Origin of the sequence: Aliiroseovarius sp. Z3, assembly GCF_029105185.1 — a bacterium.
Taxonomy (GTDB): domain Bacteria; phylum Pseudomonadota; class Alphaproteobacteria; order Rhodobacterales; family Rhodobacteraceae; genus Aliiroseovarius.
Map to the genome: position 1 here is coordinate 179,530 of NZ_JAFMZK010000007.1, position 19,545 is coordinate 199,074.

Here is a 19,545-nt window from a genome sequence, read left to right on the forward strand (position 1 = left end):
AATCGCTCGTAGTTAGTAGCACTTTGAGCGCAACGCATACACTCAGTGCAAGTTCCGTGGCCGCACAGGTCTTAGGACGTTCGCCCCTAAAGGTGCGCAGGAGCGCGACCGATCCTTCAGCCGCCGATGCAGTTGAAATGTATCGCGAAGCGGTCAGAGCAATGAAGGCCCTTCCAGATAGTGATATCAGATCGTGGGGCAGCCTATCCCGCATTCATCGAGATTTTTGCCCTCATCATAATTGGTACTTCCTGCCGTGGCATCGAGCTTACTTAGTAGCGCTGGAGTCAATCGGTGCCGAACTACTCGGAGAACCCGATTTTGCTGTGCCATACTGGGATTGGACCTCATATCGTCAGCTTCCCCCACAATTTGTCCAAGAACAACACCAAGGCGTTGAAAATCCTCTGTTTCATAGTGGGCGTAGAATGGGGCCGAACGACACTCTAACGACGGTTCTAATGCCTTTTGGTGTTGATGCTGAACAGATATTCGGACAGGGGAACATTGACGATATTTTATCTGCCGACACTTTTCAGTTGTTCGGCAGCTTCAAGAACGCCGGTCAAAACGATACTGACCCAAGCTGGCAACGGCGTCGGGGAACCGGTGCTAAGCTCGAACGCGAACCTCATGACTACGCTCACGGTGGAGTCGGGGGAGATATGGGAAACCCTTCTGTTTCTCCAAACGACCCTATTTTTTACCTGCACCATTGTAATCTCGATAGATTGTGGGACTTTTGGAACAAAGCGGGCAATCCTAACGAAGCAGATGTCAATTGGAGAGACTTCGTTTTCGTCCAAAACTTCCCTCTAGCCGATGGGTCGGCTTCTGCGGATGTTACAGTGTCCGATACGGAAGTCCCCGAAAACTTGGGATTCGTATACGATACTGGGCTAGGTGTGGTTAACATCGGCGCCGCGAGCCAGAATGTACTCTCCCCGCAACCTCGTACACTATTGCAGCAAACCTTCGCCCAACAGGCATCGATTGCTGCCGCGACTGACTTCCCCCAGTTGGCCACAGAAGAGTTTATGGCACTAAGCCAAGAGGTTGCATTTAGCCAGGAAAGAACTCAACGCATTGTCGCATTCGTTAACGGGGTCACTCCTCCAGATGAACTGGGCATTGGGGTCCGCGTTTTCCTAAACTGCCCATACCTTACACCGGTGACTCCAGTGGACGATCCGCATTACGCGGGTAGCTTCACCTTCTTCGTAGATTCTGAGCATTCAAGCCATGGCGATCTATCATTTGCCATTGACCTTACGAACACGATCAGGCGACTAGCGCTTGAAAATGAACTGGATAGCGATCAATTCAATGTGCAACTGGTGCCTCTCACGTATGACGGGCAAGTTTACGATGGAGCCATAGAAATTGGTGAGATTGAAATCGCTGCGATCTAGCCTCTTACTGTTACTTGCCACGGTTTTTATGGCGGCCTGGTCCAGCCAAATCGTTGCATGCGAGCGTTCAGAGGATGTCATCGACTCTCTTCAGGTTGGCGGTGTAGTATCATCGCCAATCACATTCGTTGATGAAGCCACGGCGTTCCCTGAAGTGATTTTTATTGATGCCACCGGGCGCGCAAACGTTGAGCCGCCGTTTGTGTCAGTAGATGTTGAGCTCACAGATCAATCAAACGATTCTCGGATACGGCTTGGCAACTTTGCCATCTTACCTGGTCAGCAAGGTGAATTATCCTTTGCATTTGAGTTGCCTGGAGATGATCAATCTCGCCAAAACATTCTCGAGAGGATCAGAACCGGAGAGTTCTCAGTGCGCCTTGAGGCTCACGCTGGGGACAATACTACCGCATCGCAGGAAATTTTGACCATCAACAGGGTGACCCTTGGGAGAGCAGAGCCATGATTGCGATAGCTGAGGGAACCGGCACTGATAGCCCTTGTTATGTATCCTCAATTCTATAGTAAATGCAGTCCTCACCCTCAAACTCAGCAAATTCACCGCATCGTTCGTTTGTATGACCATAAACTTTTGCTCCCGTTGATGAAGCTGTATCCGACAAAACCATTACATGGTTCTTGGACAGGCCAAACCAGCCAGGGATAAAGCAAAAGTCGCCGCTTCGGGTTTTCGAATGGCTATCTACAACCGACACATTGCTGTACCGCTTCGTGGAAGCAAGGAACGACTCAGCCAAATCATTTACACGGATACACAATCCGCTGTCACAACTTGTAGACGGCAGTTGAACAAAAACGCCAGTCTTGTTGAGCGCGTGACAAACAAAATGCGTGCAATCGAGATCAAAGGCGCTATCCGGACAGTCATTATCCTTCACCCCACAATACTCGGTGAGGTAAGCGTTGGTTTTTGAAGTATCGTACCTGAGTTTGTCCTTGACCGGGCTGCGCGCTACAAGGACAAGCCCAACCGCTGACTCCATACCAAAGTCCCTACGGCGTTCTTCGATCTCGCTAGAGGACAGTACTTTCGATTCCATGCGATTCCCCTGGCAACTCTTAGAAGCAAATGCACCCGTTTCGAGTCTGCCTGCCATGACAAGCATCACCGAACTCGCGCCTTTCCACAAGAATCGTGAGACTCTCGTTTTGGCAAATGAAAGCACCAGGCTCGGGCCGGGTTCCAACAAATCTTTCAACGGTTTCTCTGATAAGTGGGCACGGTCCGCGTATGGGTATGTACTGCGACTCTACCTGAGAATTTATCCCTTGATCACGCAAAAAACTTGCATACTGCGTGTGACTTCGATTTCCAACTTGAGGGACCTCTAATAGCTCGAGCGTATTCGTTCTCATAAATACTTCATAGGGTAAATCCACCACCGTTCCCGCTTCAGGATTCTGAAATGTGACAGTGCCTCGTTGCTTTGGGCATCCTTGAAAATCCTCAATTTCATAGAGCAAGCCAGAGTTCTTCAAGCTGAGCCTTGCCTGCTCTCTTGTGCTGCCAATAACATTTGGAATCGTGACTTGCTCAGCCCATGATGAAGTAGGATTCCAACAAAGCATCAATAGAAACACAAACACATTTGATCTCTTAGACCCGAGAATTATCCATTCAATGCAAATATCTACCCAGCGCATCAGGGCACTTAATCCATGCCTATTCTCCAAAGTCAAAGTTCTCTCCGATGTTACATACACATAGTCCGCCTTTCACAACAATTCCGAGACATTCTCCTGTTCCCGTTTCGATTTTTCGCACCTTGACCTCCACAGCGTCCTTGGGACAAACGGTAGAACCAACGTCTGGAGACGGTCCATCAAAGTACGTCTTCCATGTGCCTGGCGAAAAACAACCTTTCTGAAAGGTGGTAGTTTGAGCTAACTTTGCGTTAGCAAAGCCAATGCTCAAAAGATGATCCAAGAATGCCTCATGGTTCATATTGCCTGGGTCAGGAACAACCAGTGCTTTTTCAGAGTTGGCACGCAAAATCACCTCTGACCCAACCGCTAGTTCCGCCCCCGGTTCTTCGCTTTGCCAAGTAATAATTCCCTTGGTTCGCGGACAGTCGTTAAAGTATTCTATCTCAAATTCTATTCCTGCATTCCTGAGTTTCAAACGCGCAACTTCTTCAGTGTCATCTAATACTCTAGGCATTTCAGTTGTTTGAGCGATAGCTGCGGAGCACAAAGCAGCAATCAAGAGTGATGCTAAACTCAGGCAAGCCACCGGCAGCGAGATGTTCACAAATAGCCTCCTTCGATCTACTTCTCCGAAAATACGAGATCGCGCACTGCAGGCGCTGGCGCACCTTCAGGCACAACACACCAGCCTTTAGGTTGGAATACGTCTAGTCTCAGCTCGATTGGAAACTTTTTGTCGGCCACATCGACCGAGATCGGAAGATGTTCAAAGATGGCGCCACCCAACGCACCCTGGGAGTCCTCTTTCAAAACCACAACTTTCCCCCAGAAGTATTCTCTGAAATCCGGGATCGCCCCCTTCGGAAACAGTGCTTCCCCTAAGCTCGTGCCCGGCGCTTTCCCTGCATAGATAAAGAAGTTGCTTAAGTCCGATACGTCTTGGTTGAGGTTCTTAATTGGCAATTCGTCCGTTCGAAAAATTTTTCCATCCCAATCTAAATCAGGGGTAGTCGAACTTAATCTGAATAGAAATGCCGTTGAAAAACTCGAACACAACGAAATGTCCGCGGCTCGGTTCAGACGAACCTCCATATCGACTGATACTCGTGTCCCCGAAGAAGAAGAATCTGAATAGCGACAATTCGACAGGATCACAGTTAGCAGCTCGCCGCCAGCTGCTTGCGTTGCAGACATCTCCACACGCTCCTTCGATCCAATTTTGCATGTCACTTCAGCAGTCGGCAAATAGGTCTTTTCGACAGGTTTCTCTTCGCTGTCTTGCCCGTGCGCAGTTGAGCTAACAATCAAAGAAGCGACAAAGAAAGCAAGTGTAAGCCAGCCCCGCAAAGTAAAGGAACCAACGCGATGTTTGCACATCTCAACCAAGGTTTGTCTCATCTCCTTCACCTCAGTTCGGGATTGTCGCGGTGTTTAGAGAGGCTTGTGAGATTTCCGGCATTGCTTGAGCAACAAAACTTTCTGCGTTTACCGAGCAGATTGGATGAGCAAAGGATTGGCTGCATATATCTCGAAGCCTTTGCGTAGACCTGAAAACTTCTACGAACTCTTTCAAAACCAAGGCGCTCTCCGATACGATCTTGCTCGTATCCCCCCCAATATGCTGAGCCTTGATATCTACTATATCTTGTTTGAAGCGGTTCGCTAACTCATTCCAATAGATCGGTTGCTTCGAAATATTCTCGGCCGTAAGCGAAATACTGCTAGATATGAGAGTTTCAAAATTCGAACCTTCCGTGACAGCGCACTCCTCCAGAACGTCCGCAGTTGCCAGAAGTGCTGGATTCAGGCCCTGCACTTTGGCAATCAAAACATCCCGGCGTTGTGCTACGCTATCGACGTCGGAGGGATTTACCTCTGCCGAATATCGAGGCGCACTGCCCGTCAACAGGTTGTTCAAAATTCCTTCTGCGGCTTCTTCACCTTCTTCTGGACTCTCAGGGAGCTCATTGATTTCTTCGGTTAATGCGTCCTTACAGAGAGAGAGGAAGTTTGATAATTCGTTAGCGGTATTCATAGCCCTTTGATTTAGGCTGACATAATCTTTGATATCGAAAACGACTAACGCTTCTCTTCTCTTAATGTTGGCATCTGCTGGCTTCGCTATATTTGAGAAGTTGAAATATTCCTCGATCACGGCAGAAGTGTTGTCAAAAACATCTTTGGCTAGAAAATAGGCCGCTACAGCATCTTGGAATATCAAGGCATTGGCGTCATGGCCAGGTGGTGCTTGGTTCAGTGCCGAATAGGGCAGTACGCCAATGCGTATAGGCTTGGGTACGGTGGTTGCTTCCTGTGTAAGATTGCTCAGTGATTGCTTTAGGGAATCCAGATTGTATGCGATGCTGCCTCCTGCACCACCACTCTTGAACACAGAGATGCTCGTATTCTCTTGGATATTGTGTGCTTCTTGCCGAGACTCAAGACTGCCTTTTACGGTAAAAATCCCACCAATATTGGCTTCTAAGCCACCAGTGATCTTCGCAAGGCTTTCGGCATCGCTCTTACTCCAAGTCAGGAACGAGTCTAAGCTAGCGCCACTGATTATTGCGGCAACAAATCCATGTCCACATTTCGAAACGTTAAACTGATCCCCTGCCCCAGGAATTTCTATTGCACCAACGCGGTTTTCCGCCAAAAAATTGGCCTCAATCTCCTCCTTGCCCAGTACTGTCGCTCCTTTTTTGAAACTCACCGACGGCGCGGTAAACAATGCTGAGTTTGTAACGGTTGCTCGGAGAAAGAACTTTTTTGTATCCAGCCTGAACTTTTCATCCGCTAGAAAATTCAGATGTGCAGTCGCTTTTAGGATGGCCATCTTCATGCTACCGGAAGCGCTTATGTCTAGTTTATTTTTGATGTCGGTAGTCGAAGATACTTCTTCAAACTTATAGGATATCTCTTGCGAAGGGTCCTGGACTGGAACAAAGTCAACACATGTTCCATACGTTGGCTCATGCTCCAGCATGTTATATCCCTGCCCTAGAACAACCCCAGATTCAGGGTACTCTATCCAAACAATATTGTTTCCTTGAGATGACGCGATTGACGGAATGATTATCATCGAGAATGCAGCTAACACCCGAAATTTCATGCTTGAACCAATCTATCTTAAATCCCCCAGCCAGCGTTGTTAAACGCGGCATCTCTATCACGCTAGTCTTCCAACCCATATTGTGTCAATCGTGCGGGAGTTGAGCTTGATTGCGGTTTCTTTACTTGTTGGACCTTTCGCCGAGAAATGAGGCTAAAGCCCATGCGTCGGCCCCCGGTCGATATCGTGGTCCTTCTCGACCTCCTGATCCTTTTCCTGGTCGCGCTCCTCTTCGATCTCCAGCTTCTCACGCGGCTTGTTCAGCACGTCCTTCAGCCGCTCGTTCACTGACGGCTTGCGTTCCTCGCGCCCGGTGTCTTCGCCAAGCTCCGAATCGCTGTGACCATCCAGCTTGTGAACCGCTGCCTGACCATCACGCCCGGCGTCCTTCTCCATGATCTCCTTCAGCCGCTCACGCGCATAATTGCGGCCTTCCGGCTTTGGCGTGGCGTCCTGGTCCCGTGACCGGCCCACAACGCGCGCCAGCCGCTCCCGGAAATCCTCCGGGGTGCGGTCGCGATCTTTGGCAGTCGCGGCCCTGAGTGCGGCCAGTCCCGCAGAGACACGTCCCTGCCCCGCCTCACGCTCGGCCTCATAGGTCCCACGCGCAATATCCAGGCGCTCGCGCATCTCACGGAAGGCGACACGGGCCTGGCGAGCGGCGTTGACCACGGCCCCGCGCTCCGTGACCGGCTCATACTCGCGGCCCTGACGCTCGGCCATCGCCTTGGCCCGGCGCTCCATAGAATTAGCCGCTGGCCCCAGCTTTAGCTCCGGATCGCGGTCCAGCTCCTCGGCGGAGAGTTGATCGCCTCGCTCCAGCGCCGCTTCCCGTTGTGCTTCAAGCGACCGGTGATCGACACGCTCGGCCACCCCTGCCCGTTCCAGGGCGCGGCTCTGCAAATCGGCCCAAAGTTCGCGCATGTGATCGACTTCTGGACCGCCGGTCTGCTTGGCATCGAGAACCCGAGTCTTGGCCGTGAATCCTTCCGGTTCCAGCTTTCGGGTGGAGGCCAGGACGTGTGCGTGATGGTTACGTTGGTCGCCCTCATGGTGCGGCTCATGGATTGCCACATCAACGGCCACGCCGTAGCGGCTGACCAACTCCTTGGCAAACTGGCGGGTGATCTGGGACCGGTCTTCGTCGCTGATCTCGGACGGCAGAGCCAGCTCCCATTCGCGGGCAGTGACGGAGTTGCGGCGAGTCTCACTGGCCTCAACCTCGTTCCAGAGTTTCGAGCGGTCCTGCGCCCAGGCCGGGGCATTTTCCGGGGTGACGATGAAGGTCTCCTTGATGCCTTGCTTGCGGGTGTAATCATGGACACGACCTTCTCGCTGGCACTCAATGCGTTCCCCGACACGATAGGCTGCCGCCGCCGTGGCAGAGCGCCCGGCGCTGCGTTTGATCGTCTTCACAGAAAGGTGGTAGCTGGCCATGCGTTCTACCTCGCCCGGTGATGCAGACGGCCATAACGCGCGCTGCTGACCCCGACCCATGCCCCGACATGGGTCACCGGGTCAGCCGTCTTTTTCCTTCCGGCCCGCGCCCCACAACGCTGGGGCCGGAGGGGAAAAGACAGCCCGTCCGAAGCGAGCCAACGGCTCTCTGAGGCACGGGCTTGCCATTGATCTGTCCCCATATCCCGCCCCCCATGTGGCTGGGGATTTGGGGGCAGATCAATGGCGGTTTGCCGGAGGCAAACCCGGTGAGGAAAGACAGGCCCGCGACTGTCATTCCGCGCAGGTTGGTTCAGGAGGGTTTGGGAGGGCGAAGGCCGCTCCCATTCCGGCGTGATGCGCGCCGGACGGAGTTCGCCATCGGCTGAGGCCCCGCCTCAAGGAGATCGCACGCAAAGCTCGGAACCGCAGGTGAAGAGTTTGCATAAGTGCACTCTCAGCGATTTTTCGCACCACGTTTACACTGGATGGTATCTGAGAGGCTCAGAACCGACTGCTGGGTGGCACTGCCAGTGGTCTATGACCCCCCCGGCCCAAAGCTGCCTTCCGATGAGGCTCTCGAGTGCTGCAGGGCGGCCCGTCATTGCAGCCGTTGAGCAGCCAAAGCTGTGCACAATCCAACTAGGAGTGCTGGCATTTTAGCAGATGCCCACAACATCTTGACGCTTTTCCCGAATATTCCTTGTAAGGCATACTCGTTTCTACTACAAGCTGGAGGAAAAAGAGAGGTGAGCAGAATGGGCAAGTTGCAGGGAAAAGTCGTAGAGGTTTGTGAATCGAGCCTGGATGAGCAATCGCCGAAGATAGGTGAGGCACTCAAAGAGATTCGGAGACTCTCTGGTTTGACGCAAGCCGATATGGCCGAACTGCTAAATGTTGGACAGGCTTCCGTATCAAAGTTCGAGAAGGGCCGCACTGACATGCAGCTCTCTACAGTCCAAAAGTATGTGGAAGCGCTTGGCGGAACACTTCAAGTGAGCGCAGCCTTTGATGCCAGTAGTTCGTTGTGTCTGCACGTGCGCGAGGCATTTGACGTTGAGCTTGACCATGAAGACCAACTTGTACTTCCGATTTTCACGGAAGTGCCGTTTCGGCCTCACAGAGATGTGGTACTTAGCATTCGGCCAAAATTTAGTAGCCGTATCATGTCGGGTGAGAAGACTGTTGAGCTCCGACGTAGGTTCCCTGCGTCTGCACCGAAGGGCACAGTTGCTTACATTTACTCGACATCTCCAGAGCGCGCGATGGTTGGCGTAGCGGAGATTTCGTCTGTCAAGAAATTGGCCATCGAAGAGATTTGGCGACGTTACGCGGATGTGGCATTTATCGAGCGGCCGGAATTCGACCGCTACTTTGAAGGTCTCGATGAGGGTTTTGCTCTGGAGTTCGCAAACGCCCGACCGTTCGAAACACCTGTAGAACTTACTGACCTAAGAGAACGATTTGGCTTTGAGCCGCCCCAATCATTTTTGTATGCGAAACGCGATCTTAGAAAGGCGCTGAAAGATGAGCACTCAGTCGTATCTCATTGATACGAACATCATCATCGGCCTTGAAGACAATCACACCGTCAAACCCGCCTACGCCAAGTTTTCTCAGCTGGCGGCAAAGCACAAAGTTGATGTTCTGGTTCACGAAGCTGCGCGCGATGATATCAATCGCGACAAAGATGTTGCGCGCCGCGCCATTTCACTGAGCAAGGTCGACAAGTTTCAGATCCTCGAAAAGGTTAAGGGCGTCAGCAAAGACGACCTCCAGCAAGCTTTCGGAAGAATCCGAAAACACAATGATGAGGTCGATGCCACCCTGCTGCATGCGCTCTCCATTAATGCCTCAGACTTTCTTGTCACAGAGGATCAAGGGCTACACGAACGGGCGCAAAAACACGCACCAGACCTCGCAAACCGCGTGTTGTTTATTGCCGATGCGGCTCAACTCCTCACAACAACCTACGAACCGCGCGCCGTACCCATCCGGCACGTGGCGGATGTTTCTGCACACACGATACCTATTACAGACAGTTTTTTCGACAGTCTTCGTGAGGGGTATCCTGAGTTCAATGACTGGTGGAAGACGAAATGTGTAGCAGAACGGCGCCCATGCTGGGTGGTCTACGATAACGATGAGATTGCCGGTCTGATTGTCCGTAAGGACGAAACTGGAGCCAAAACCGACGCAACGCACAAGGCGGAAAAGATCTTGAAAATCTGTACTTTCAAGGTCAGTCCAGAAAAAAGGGGAATCAAACTGGGCGAGCTGCTGCTCAAGAAGGTACTGTGGTTCGCGCAAAAGAACGATTATGATTTGGCTTATTTGACGGCCTACCCGGATCAAGATGCTCTAATCGCGCTGTTAGAGTTCTATGGGTTCGAGAAGACTGGAACCAAGGGTTCGGATGGCGAACTTGTTCTCGAACGCTCGTTCTCCAATACACAATTGACCCGTATCAATGGCACCTCGGTTTACGAAACGGACCGAAAAAGCTATCCGCGTTTCGTTGCCGATGCGGGCGTACGTGGTTTTGTCATTCCAATCAAAGAAGACTACCACGACGTTCTTTATCCAGACCTCCGCGATGCGCGTCAGCCGGACATGTTTCGCGATACCAGTCATGCCTCCGGTCCAAAACGTCCAGGTAACACCATTCGAAAGGTTTACCTTTGCCGCGCGCCATCCAACCTTGGTGCGCCCGGATCAGTCCTTTTCTTTTACAAAGGCAAATCTATTGAAAACCCGTCGCAAGCACTGACGGCGGTTGGTATTCTTGATGATGTCTCACTCGCAACGTCAACCAAAGACCTTATGAAGCTGACTGGTGGACGGTCTGTTTACAGCGAAAAAGAACTGGAGGACTATCAAGCTACAGTCGATGATCCTGTGAAGGTCATCAATTACCTGCTCGTCGATTATATTGATCCGCCGATCTCACTGGACGAGTTGCAAGATACAGAGATCTTTTCCGGACACCCGCCACAATCCATCGTTGAGTTAAGAGGCAAGCGACTTCGCGAAGCCTTGAAGCGGTGCAACTTTGGGTTCCCGCTTTGACGCCTAAAGTTGGGATTGTTGCCGGCATTTCCGGAGTTGGGAAGACGTGGCTACTCGAAAAAGTAGGCGCAGCCATTCCCATGCAGGTTCTCTCTGCAAGTAGTCTGATCCGAGACTCACTCTTCCAGACCGAGAAACAACAAAAGTCTCAGGATCACCTTCGCGCTCGCAGCATTGACGACAACCAAGCTGCTCTGCTTGAAGCGTTCAAACGACACCTTGATCCTGATAGGAACCTTGTCATTCTTGATGCACATGTAGTCATTGATACACCTGATGGGTTGGCTCATGTCGGCTCAGACGTTTTCGACGAGATTGATCCTGATTTTATCGTATTTATCAAAGATGATCCGCGAAGGATCCACCTTAACCGTGAACGCGATGCGAAGCGGGAAAGACCAGAACGGAGCGTCAGTTCTCTAGCCCACCAGCAAGAGATTGCGATTGAGGCTGCGCAGAACATCGCACATAGCTTGAGCATACCTATTCATTTTGTAGACGGTGGCGATGACGAGGCGCTGGCCAAAGTGTTGCGCTTGGTGCAAGAGGCTGAAACCGATGTCTGACAACAAATCCATTGCATTCTGGTGCGAACGCGCAGCCGCCAACGCAGAAGCCCAGACGGAATTTCACGTCAACCTTTGGCATTTTTCGGGCACGAAACGCCGCGACTTCATTGAGATTGGCGTGATGCCAAGCGACCCGTCGGCCTTGTCGGCGATCCGAATTTTTGTTCCCTTCAAGTTGCAACGTGAAAACATTGAAGACCTTGGGCCCGAGTTTGCGTCGACTGAGCTGGCCCAAGGTATTTTCAACGAGATTCTGTCGTCGACAAAAAAGCCGAATGGCAAATCGGTTGAGCTGAAGGCCGGTGCCAACACATACTGCCACGTCCATCTTTTCTCGCCTGAAAACGGTTCAATCGACCCCTCCGAACTCGAGCTCATAGAGAAGGACGGGGGCACTATGATCTCGATTACCTCGATAGCATTGGAGTCGCTTGCAAGACAGTGCGATGGTAACCCAGAGTTTGGTTACTTCCGTCTTCGTCTCTTGCCGCCAAAGGACGTCGCACGTCCGTTTGTAACCGCGATCAAACCAAAAGACAGGGCCTGGACCAGCGGCTTTGAAGAGATAGAATACATCGACTGTCGCCTAAACGAGGCACGCACGCTTCCAACATCAGTCGAAGCGGCAGCAGATGCCGCACCACATGGTCTTGCCGATGTTTCTCGTATTGTATTCCTTGCTGTGGTTCCCGTAGCGTCGTCGATTACGTCATCCCATGCCGAGTGGCACAAGAGCCGTTTGCTCGAGACCCAAATATGGAGGGACTATGTCCCACACGGCTTAGAAGTCGGCATGGTCGTTTATCACTGGCGGAAAGAGTTCGAAGGCAATGGGCAAAATGCGTTACAAGGCTTTTCGGCATTCGTGAAACTACAGACGAGAAAGACCAGCTCAATGATCATTGGCATCTACGTTTTGGTCGCGCTTTTACTGGGCATCGTCGGAAGCTTAACGGCAAGCGTCGTTCAATGGTGGTTCAGTAGTGCTGGTGGTCCCTAAGCGATCAACTATTGAAAGTCCGCTCTTGAGAAACACCAATCAATTCTTCTCAACTGCAGAGAACGACAGCTTTCCGCCCCTTTACATATTTGAAACAATGGTCCGCCTAACCGTCGCCCATGAAATCCCCATATGCGTCGCAATTCTGTTGATCGACCATTTTTCCGCACTTAGTTTGAGTACTAGGCTTTGATCATATTTTGGGTTAGAGTTTCGAGGTTTGATCTGGCGTCCTGTTGACTTGATCCATCTGGAGATCGTTTGGGGTAGAGGGCCGTGTTTAGAGCTCAGATCTCGTAGCGAACTGCCATTTTGCCATTCCTGCGAAATCTCTTCGACAACATCCTTTCCTGCAGATTTCAGCAAGGAAAGGGCCGTTTGCCGGGTAACCTCCAACCGACTTGCAAACAAATCAATGGAGACCACTTTCTGATAGAGTTCCAGCAATTCGGCGGGCTCCATCGATGGAGAGGGTCTTGATGGTTCGCCATAAATCAAGGCGCGAAGTCGAGCTGTACTGTGTTGCTCAAACTTTCGCGTCTCGCGGTTTTTCGTCACGTCCTTCGGCTGTGAATTGCTTTCAACCGGGGCAAGTGTACGTCCTTTCTGACGATGGGCCAGCTTTCGCGGAGAAGTTACATCGAACGTTTCCTTAAGCCGGAGTGGAGCAAGTTTGTCATAGGCGGCTTGAGCACGCCTCAAGTTGTCTTCTGCCTCAGACAAGAGGCGTTGTTCTGCTTCAGTAAGATGACACATGAGCTGGCTCTATCTCTGGTGTGATCCTTCGATTCCCGGCTGTCGCGATATGCAGGGGTGGGAAAACTCCGTTAACTCTCAGTTTGATGCACTATTACTCAAGCAAAGTTGAGTAAATCACCCGCACAAACAAGAATTTCTTGACCCTTCCACAACGGGAGAACAGATTTCCCAAAATCAAAACTGTTTGATGGGGCAATGCACGCGGATCTCGAAAAGCATGAACTGCTAAAGTTCCGATTGCGACAGAGGCAGCTTTCGTTTGCACAGATCGCACGTGCTCTTGGCATAACGCCGGGAAGTGTCACCGCTGTCAGCCAAGGGCACCGGCGGTCCCAACGAGTGGAAAGAGCTCTGGCGGAAGCTTTGGGAACGACACCCGAAGCGCTCTTTCCGGAACGCAGTTACGGGAGGAAAAAACAGTGATCCCATAAAAGACAAAGACCTCGAAGGAAGCTGAAAACTTCCGACAAGGCCTTGGTGCAAAAGATTGGAGCCCTTTGCACCCCCTTCATGACCCAAATTCCGAGACTCGTCAACCGCGCAGAGCGTTTCTGCGGACGGGTCTCGTTTGTCTCAACATCAAGGAGTGTCATCGGCGCCGGGTTCCCTGGCGGCTGATGCAAACATCATGACCAACTACTTTGACGACGATTTCTATCGTCCGCCGCGGCCGACCACGGCTGGGCTGATGTTCCCTGCGCGGTCCAAGTTGACCGTTCGTGGGTTCACCTTTGCCAAGCTGCCGGCAGAAGAGCACTGGCGGCAGATTATCAGTGCCAGTCAGGGCGAACGCGAGACCTGCCTGCTGTGCCTTGCAATGCCGGATATCTGGAATCTGCATGATCAGCCGGAAACGGTCTCTTTTGTCGATCACGATGGAAAGCTGCGCTCCCATCGTTTCGACTATCTGGCGGAGTTCAGAAACGGCAGCCGCGTGGCCATCGCCGTGAAGCCGATGGAGCGCGCGGAGAAGCTCAATTTCCGGGCAACGCTTCGGGCAATCGAACGGGACTTGCCCCAGGGCTTTGCGGACAAGGTTGTTCTGGTCACAGAGCGACAACGCCACCGGGTAGAGGTCCAGAATGCCGAGCTTCTGAACTTCTTTCGCCGCTCGCCGGATGATGAGGCGGATCAGGTTGTTCTCGATCTGGGACGCAGGCTTGCCGGTGAGATGCCAATCCACCAGCTGATCGAGAAATCGGGTCTTGGCGCGCGCGCTTTCAGGGCGGTGTTCCGCGCGATCTATGCGGGCGTTTTCAACGCGGAAAAGCAGGAGCGGATCACACCAAACACAATCATTTCACCTCGAAAGGGAACCCCATGAACAAGATGAACATCCGACTTGGTATCACGCCTTGCGACGCGGTGATCGCGGGCGGCGATATCCACACCGTCGAAAAAGTGAATGACCTATGCGTGCAGATCCGAGCGCTGCACGGTCATGCGGAACCGCTCTCGCTTACGCATCAGGAGTTGTCCGAGCTTGTCGCGGGGGGCGGCTATGCAATCGAATACGGTTACTTCGAAAGCCGTCAGGTGGCGCGGCGCGCGCGTGCCGGGCGATCGCTGCTGTCGCGGCTGTCGACCAAGTCGCAACTGGAAGCCTTCTGGAAAGAATGCTGGTGCGAAGCGATGCTTGAGGCGGAACAGGAGGGGAAATTCAACCGTTCCGCCGAACGATGGCCAGCATTCTTGCCCGAGCTGGAAGGACGGGTGACCGAAAAGCTCAAACTGGGCTTGAAACGAGCCAATCCGGGAGCCGCGTTTGATAGCGTTTCCTTGCGACGATCACCGTGCCGCACATCGGCAATGGCGTGGTTGCGCGATTGGGAAGGCGTCAAGGATCCGATGGTCTTCGTCAAGAAATCGATTTTCAACGGGTCGAACGCAAAGCGCGTGAGTGCCGAGGTTGAAGCGATTATCCAGCGCAACCTTCAAGACTACCTGCACCCGAACCAAATTCTTCCCAGCCATGTTCTGGATGCCGTCAATGGAGAGGTCCGGGAGAAAAACCGGGCACGTGCGCTGTCAGGCGATCCACCGCTTGCGGAGGTCTCGAAGAGCACGATCGAGCGCCGGATCAATGAGTTGGACAGATTTGAAGTTCTCGCCGCGCGCAAGGGCGTTGCCTTTGCGAAAAACAAGCTTGGCGCACATGGAGGTGGCCTGAAGGTTGAGGCGCCGCTGCACCGAGTGGAAATGGATGAATGGGAGATCGACCTGATGGCGATCCTCAAGTCGGCCAACATCGACATCACGTCAGGCAGCCTGCGCGAGATCGAGACAGGTCGGTATTGGGTCTGCGTGGCCTTTGACACGGCAAGCCGCAGTATCCTGGGGCTGAAACTGTCGCGCAAGCCATCATCGGGTGAGGCCAAGGCCGTGCTGTGGATGGCCATGCGGGACAAGACTGACCTTGCCCGTCGGCTTGGGTGCGAGGCGGATTGGCGGCAACACGGCCATATCTATCACGTGACCGTCGACAATGGCCCGGCTTTTGTGAACGCTGAGTTCAAGGCAGCACTGTCGGACCTGAGTATTGACTACTCGGTTCTTCCAGCAGGTGTTCCAAAGCTGCGGGGGCGCGTTGAGCGGGTCTTCCGTTCGGTGGCAACACAGCTCATGCCTTTTCTGACAGGACGGACACATTCAAATCCTCAGGAGCGGGGCGACTATCCATCGCAGGACTATGCCGTTCACACGGCGGAAAGCATTGTTGAGCTTTTGGTACGGTTTTCCGTTGATCGGTATCACAACCGCGAACACCGAGCGCTTGATTGGGCGACACCGAACATTGTTTGGGAGCGCCTCAACGGGAAGTTCGGTTGGTCGCCTGCCCTCAGCAACCACAAGCTGCGCCACATCCTCGGCGTCGCGCTAAGCCGTGAAACAGGCCGGCACGGTGTTTTGGTGGGAGGCGTGAACTATCATTCGGAACGGCTTGCCAAACATTTCCTGAAGTTTGGGCCTCAAACGGTCGATGTGCGGATTGATCCGGAAGACATGGGGCACATCTCGGTCTGGTTCGACGGGGGTGAAGACGCGGGATGGGCGAGTTTGAAAGCCCAAATTCCCAATCTGGAAGGCCTGTCCTTCGCCGCTTGGGAACAGGTGATCTTTGATCTGCGCCAGACCAACCGCAATGCTGCTGGCTTGACCCAAGGCATTGTTGATCGCGCGATCAAACGCATCAAGGAGATCGACGCCGAGCAACGTGCCATGCGGCAACTGGGGCCTGTTGCCCTGACCACCGATCAAATCAAACGCGCCGAGCGGGAAACCTTCTGGGGGCTGTCTTTGGGGCTCGATCCCGAACGTCAGGTGACGACAGAGGATGAGAGCGAAGGCACTTTGGGCGGCTTGCTTTCCGATGAAATCAAACACGACCCGGCGTCCCAGCCAGAAGACCAGCCGCTTCAGCGCGACGAGGAGGCGCCCGAAGAATTCTGGAAATTCAGCGACGAGGAGGAGGACGATGACGATGCGTGACCCCAAGATCCGGCAGATCATCCAGAATATCCGCGCCGCTTATGCGCCAACACCGGCCTACAAAAAGCTCGAAGGGCATTTTCAGTCCCTGCTTGAACAACGGCGCGCCGATATGGCGGACGGTGTCAGAAGCAACGTGCGCGGCATCGTTCTGGTCGGGCAATCTGGCAGCGGGAAAACCACGGCCATCCGTGAGTTGGTTCGGCAAAACGCCCATATGCTCGCGACCGATGCGGACAAGGAACACTGCGAGTTCATAAGCCTACAGGTGCCAAGCCCCGCGACGATGAAATTCGTGGGCTCAGCAACGCTGCGCGCGCTTGGCTATCCCTTGTCCGGCGACAAGCAGGGCTCGGTGATCTGGGACCAGGTGAAGGTTCAGCTCAAGCTGCGGCGCACGCTCTTTTTGCATCTTGATGAGGCACAGGACCTTGCGCGCTATCAGACCGACAAGGAGCGACAATCCGTGGTCAACACGCTGAAATCCCTGATGGAGAACTCGCATTGGCCGACCGGGGTGATCCTGACCGGTATGCCGGACCTGAAGCGGATCGTGAACCAGGACCCCCAGCTGGCGCGCAGGCTTTTCCCGGTCGAGATTGACCGTTTGCACGCCGTCAAACACGTCGCGCCGGTCCTCGATCTCATCAAAAACTATGCGCGACGGGGCCAAATCGAGGTCGCCGACGGTTTGCTGACCGAGCAATTCGCGCAGCGCCTGATGCATGCTGCGGATTACGAGTTCGGCCTAATGGTCGAGATTACTGTTCAGGCAGTGGCCAAGGCATTGATGCAGGGCGGTGTGGGGGCAACGCTCGCACACAGGTGTTTTGCCGATGTGTACCATGATCGAAGCGCTGCGGTGGATGCGTTGAACCCGTTCCTTGCGGAGGATTTCGTTCGGATCAATCCGCGAAGCATCTTTGATCGCCGCTATGATGACGAGGACCCGCAATGAACGCGCCCCTTGTCTTGGCGCTCCCCCTCATCGAGGGGGAGACGCCCTATGGCTATGTCAGCCGCAATGCGCAACGTCATCATACCACGCCCCGGGATTTCTGCACCGATATGGGGATGCGCTGGCCATTCTTATGCTCGGCGCATCCCGATCAACTCGAACGACTGTCCTGGATCACGGGGGCGCCCCTGGAAACTCTGACCCGCTGGTCGGCCCCGAAATCCGACATCGGCCGCTACCGCGTGGGGCAGGCTTTCTCGACCACCGGCGCGTTTCGCCGGACCGCGACCCGCCTGTGCCCGCGCTGCGTCGTATCCGCGCTTGAGGCGCGCGGACCGGCGGGGGTGGTTCAGATGCTGGAATGGTCGGTGCTGGCGCTCTATCGCTGCCCCACGCATGGATGCGCGCTCATCACCTTGCCGCCTGCGAAAAACTCACATGCGACCTATGATTTCGCGGGGCAGGTGCTGCGGCACGCGAAACTGCTGCGCCGTGCGCGTTGCCGTGAGACGCCGATTGCCGGGACCCGCTATGAGGCCTATGTCAGGCGCCGTATCTGGAAGGGGCCGCAAGACGATTGGCTGCGCACCTGGGATCTGACCCACATCCATCGCGCCAGTTTCACCTTGGGCGCAGGGCTCAACGCGGAAGTATCTGCCTCATTGCAACACATGCCTGCGGCACAGCAGAGTGCTTTGTGCGACACGGGGTTCGCGGCTCTTTCCGGGGGCCCCGATGCCTATCGCCGCGCGTTGGAAAAACTGCGCGCGCAGAGCCGATCTGAACGGCCCTATTACAGCGCGGATATGGGCCCTTTCTATCATTGGCTGCGCGAGGTTTATGCCGACGAGGCACTGCATGAGCTGACGGATGTCACGCGCCGACATGTCTTTGCCACCTATCCGACGCCGATGGACAAGGAGGTGTTCGGGAAGAGGCCGGACAAGGAGATCTGGCTCACGATGGAGGATGCGCGCAAACGTTCGGGCTTTGGTGCGGTGTTTCTCAAGCGCCTGCTCGGCCATATGCAGGGCGTGCCGGAAGGTGAGGCGCTCAAGCGGACGGACGTGCATGTGGACGAGGTTGCACAGGCCAAGGCCTATTGGAGATCGCTCATCAATCTCAAGGACGCGGCGGGGCAGTTGGGGATCCTTCCCCAACAGGTTAAAGCCCTGCAGAACCGCGACGTGCTGTCGACGGTCAGGATCACGTCATCCTTGCGCTACTTGCTGCACGACGAGGTGAGGGCGCTGCTGGCCCAACTCGACGCCTTGCCGCAATGGCTGCCCGGAAAATCTGTGGTGCCACTCAAGGCGTTTTGCCGGGCCAAGGGGGTGCCTTTGGAGCAGGTGATTGATCTGTGGGCCCAAGGCGATCTGGACGGAAAACTGTGTCGCGGCGACGGGGCGGGGCTGCAAGCGATGGAGGTGGCTTGGGACGCGTTTTGTGGCAAAGGCCTTCTCCAACTCGATCGGGACCTGATGCTGCCGGAAACGGCCAGCTATCTCAAAATCGGCTTGGGATCGATCCGCCATCTGCGAGATCACGGATACCTGTGCCAGGTCCAGCGTCTCAACCCAGACACCAATCACCGAAAGAGCTACATCTCCCGGGCCAGCATCGCAGGCTTCGAGGCGACCTATGTCACCTTGGGCCAATTGGCGGCTCTCGGGAATGTGGCCCCGATCCACCTGGCCCGCCGCTTGGATCAGGACGACGTCCGGCCGGTGGCTTGCGGTGGCAAGCTTGTGCGGGTGTATAAGCGTGACGACGTCTTGCCCGGCGAGCAGGGGCTGCAAACGCATCATCATCACAAGGAGCGAGAAGACGCATGAGACAGAGAATGAGGGATGATCGCCTTGCCGGGGATATATCCGCGCAACTGACACTGATCTCTGACGCCTACGCGACGGGCGTTGCGTCCGAGATCGACCACGCACTTGCCCGCGTGGTGGAAATCCGGCGGATGGAGAAGACCGGATTGCAGGATCTGCTGGAGGATTGGTCCGCGCCGGATGATGCGGAGTGATACAGCCAGAGGGCGGTTTTCATAACACCCCTTAGACGAAGTT

Annotated in this window: 18 protein-coding genes; 12 read left to right on the plus strand and 6 right to left on the minus strand. The window is 54.1% G+C overall.

The features are described from left to right. Positions 1–56 precede the first annotated feature (56 nt). Both J3R80_RS13640 and J3R80_RS13645 read left to right on the plus strand, forming a co-directional pair. Positions 57–1,412 carry a tyrosinase family protein gene (locus J3R80_RS13640; protein ID WP_275394337.1) on the plus strand — a complete coding sequence of 452 codons (1,356 nt, stop codon included), beginning with the start codon at positions 57–59 and terminating at the stop codon, positions 1,410–1,412. Positions 1,413–1,440: 28 nt separating this feature from the next. Further along, the gene (locus J3R80_RS13645; protein ID WP_275394338.1) at positions 1,441–1,878 is read left to right on the plus strand and encodes a hypothetical protein; all 438 of its coding nucleotides are present in this window, start codon (positions 1,441–1,443) and stop codon (positions 1,876–1,878) included. 37 nt (positions 1,879–1,915) lie between these two features. On the opposite strand, the gene J3R80_RS13650 is transcribed toward J3R80_RS13645, so the two are convergent. The 5 genes from J3R80_RS13650 to mobQ form a co-directional block, all read right to left on the minus strand. After that, positions 1,916–2,473: a hypothetical protein gene (locus tag J3R80_RS13650; protein WP_275394339.1), complete on the minus strand. Its 558-nt coding sequence runs from the start codon at positions 2,471–2,473 to the stop codon at positions 1,916–1,918. Positions 2,474–3,096: 623 nt separating this feature from the next. Beyond that, complete coding sequence (locus J3R80_RS13655; RefSeq protein ID WP_275394340.1) at positions 3,097–3,684, minus strand: Stk1 family PASTA domain-containing Ser/Thr kinase; 588 nt, start codon at positions 3,682–3,684, stop codon at positions 3,097–3,099. 17 nt (positions 3,685–3,701) lie between these two features. Further along, positions 3,702–4,478 carry a hypothetical protein gene (locus tag J3R80_RS13660; RefSeq protein WP_275394341.1) on the minus strand — a complete coding sequence of 259 codons (777 nt, stop codon included), beginning with the start codon at positions 4,476–4,478 and terminating at the stop codon, positions 3,702–3,704. A 10-nt stretch (positions 4,479–4,488) separates the two neighbouring features. Further along, entirely contained in the window at positions 4,489–6,192 is a 1,704-nt protein-coding gene (locus tag J3R80_RS13665; RefSeq protein ID WP_275394342.1) for a hypothetical protein, read from the minus strand. A 153-nt stretch (positions 6,193–6,345) separates the two neighbouring features. After that, a complete protein-coding gene (gene mobQ, locus J3R80_RS13670; RefSeq protein WP_275394343.1) occupies positions 6,346–7,629 on the minus strand; it encodes a MobQ family relaxase in 1,284 nt (427 codons plus the stop codon). A 758-nt stretch (positions 7,630–8,387) separates the two neighbouring features. On the opposite strand from mobQ, the gene J3R80_RS13675 reads away from it, so the two are divergent. Genes J3R80_RS13675 through J3R80_RS13690 form a run of 4 tightly spaced genes read left to right on the plus strand, consistent with a single transcriptional unit; the run spans position 8,388 to position 12,267 of the window. Beyond that, positions 8,388–9,182 carry a helix-turn-helix domain-containing protein gene (locus tag J3R80_RS13675; protein ID WP_275394344.1) on the plus strand — a complete coding sequence of 265 codons (795 nt, stop codon included), beginning with the start codon at positions 8,388–8,390 and terminating at the stop codon, positions 9,180–9,182. Further along, entirely contained in the window at positions 9,157–10,698 is a 1,542-nt protein-coding gene (locus tag J3R80_RS13680; RefSeq protein ID WP_275394345.1) for a GNAT family N-acetyltransferase, read from the plus strand. The genes J3R80_RS13675 and J3R80_RS13680 overlap by 26 nt, the downstream gene beginning before the upstream one ends. Then, positions 10,695–11,264, plus strand: coding sequence for an AAA family ATPase (locus J3R80_RS13685; RefSeq protein ID WP_275394346.1), 570 nt, complete (start codon positions 10,695–10,697; stop codon positions 11,262–11,264). Before J3R80_RS13680 ends, J3R80_RS13685 begins: the two co-directional genes overlap by 4 nt. Continuing rightward, positions 11,257–12,267, plus strand: a complete 1,011-nt coding sequence (locus J3R80_RS13690; protein WP_275394347.1) for a hypothetical protein — start codon at positions 11,257–11,259, stop codon at positions 12,265–12,267. Before J3R80_RS13685 ends, J3R80_RS13690 begins: the two co-directional genes overlap by 8 nt. Positions 12,268–12,348: 81 nt before the next feature. Here the strand turns inward: J3R80_RS13690 and J3R80_RS13695 are convergent, their stop codons facing one another. Then, entirely contained in the window at positions 12,349–13,023 is a 675-nt protein-coding gene (locus J3R80_RS13695) for a helix-turn-helix domain-containing protein (protein ID WP_275394348.1), read from the minus strand. Positions 13,024–13,221: 198 nt separating this feature from the next. On the opposite strand from J3R80_RS13695, the gene J3R80_RS13700 reads away from it, so the two are divergent. The 6 genes from J3R80_RS13700 (at position 13,222) to J3R80_RS13725 (ending at position 19,502) form a co-directional block, all read left to right on the plus strand. Continuing rightward, entirely contained in the window at positions 13,222–13,449 is a 228-nt protein-coding gene (locus J3R80_RS13700) for a helix-turn-helix domain-containing protein (RefSeq protein ID WP_191287208.1), read from the plus strand. 205 nt (positions 13,450–13,654) lie between these two features. After that, positions 13,655–14,350 (plus strand): hypothetical protein, encoded by a 696-nt coding sequence (locus J3R80_RS13705; protein WP_275394349.1) that lies wholly within the window; start codon positions 13,655–13,657, stop codon positions 14,348–14,350. Continuing rightward, on the plus strand, positions 14,347–16,515 hold the full coding sequence (locus tag J3R80_RS13710; RefSeq protein ID WP_275394350.1) for a Mu transposase C-terminal domain-containing protein: 2,169 nt from the start codon (positions 14,347–14,349) through the stop codon (positions 16,513–16,515). Before J3R80_RS13705 ends, J3R80_RS13710 begins: the two co-directional genes overlap by 4 nt. Further along, positions 16,502–17,473: a TniB family NTP-binding protein gene (locus J3R80_RS13715; protein ID WP_275394351.1), complete on the plus strand. Its 972-nt coding sequence runs from the start codon at positions 16,502–16,504 to the stop codon at positions 17,471–17,473. Before J3R80_RS13710 ends, J3R80_RS13715 begins: the two co-directional genes overlap by 14 nt. Continuing rightward, a complete protein-coding gene (locus J3R80_RS13720; RefSeq protein ID WP_275394353.1) occupies positions 17,470–19,308 on the plus strand; it encodes a TniQ family protein in 1,839 nt (612 codons plus the stop codon). Before J3R80_RS13715 ends, J3R80_RS13720 begins: the two co-directional genes overlap by 4 nt. Then, complete coding sequence (locus J3R80_RS13725) at positions 19,305–19,502, plus strand: hypothetical protein (RefSeq protein ID WP_275394354.1); 198 nt, start codon at positions 19,305–19,307, stop codon at positions 19,500–19,502. The genes J3R80_RS13720 and J3R80_RS13725 overlap by 4 nt, the downstream gene beginning before the upstream one ends. The last annotated feature ends 43 nt before the right edge of the window (positions 19,503–19,545 follow it).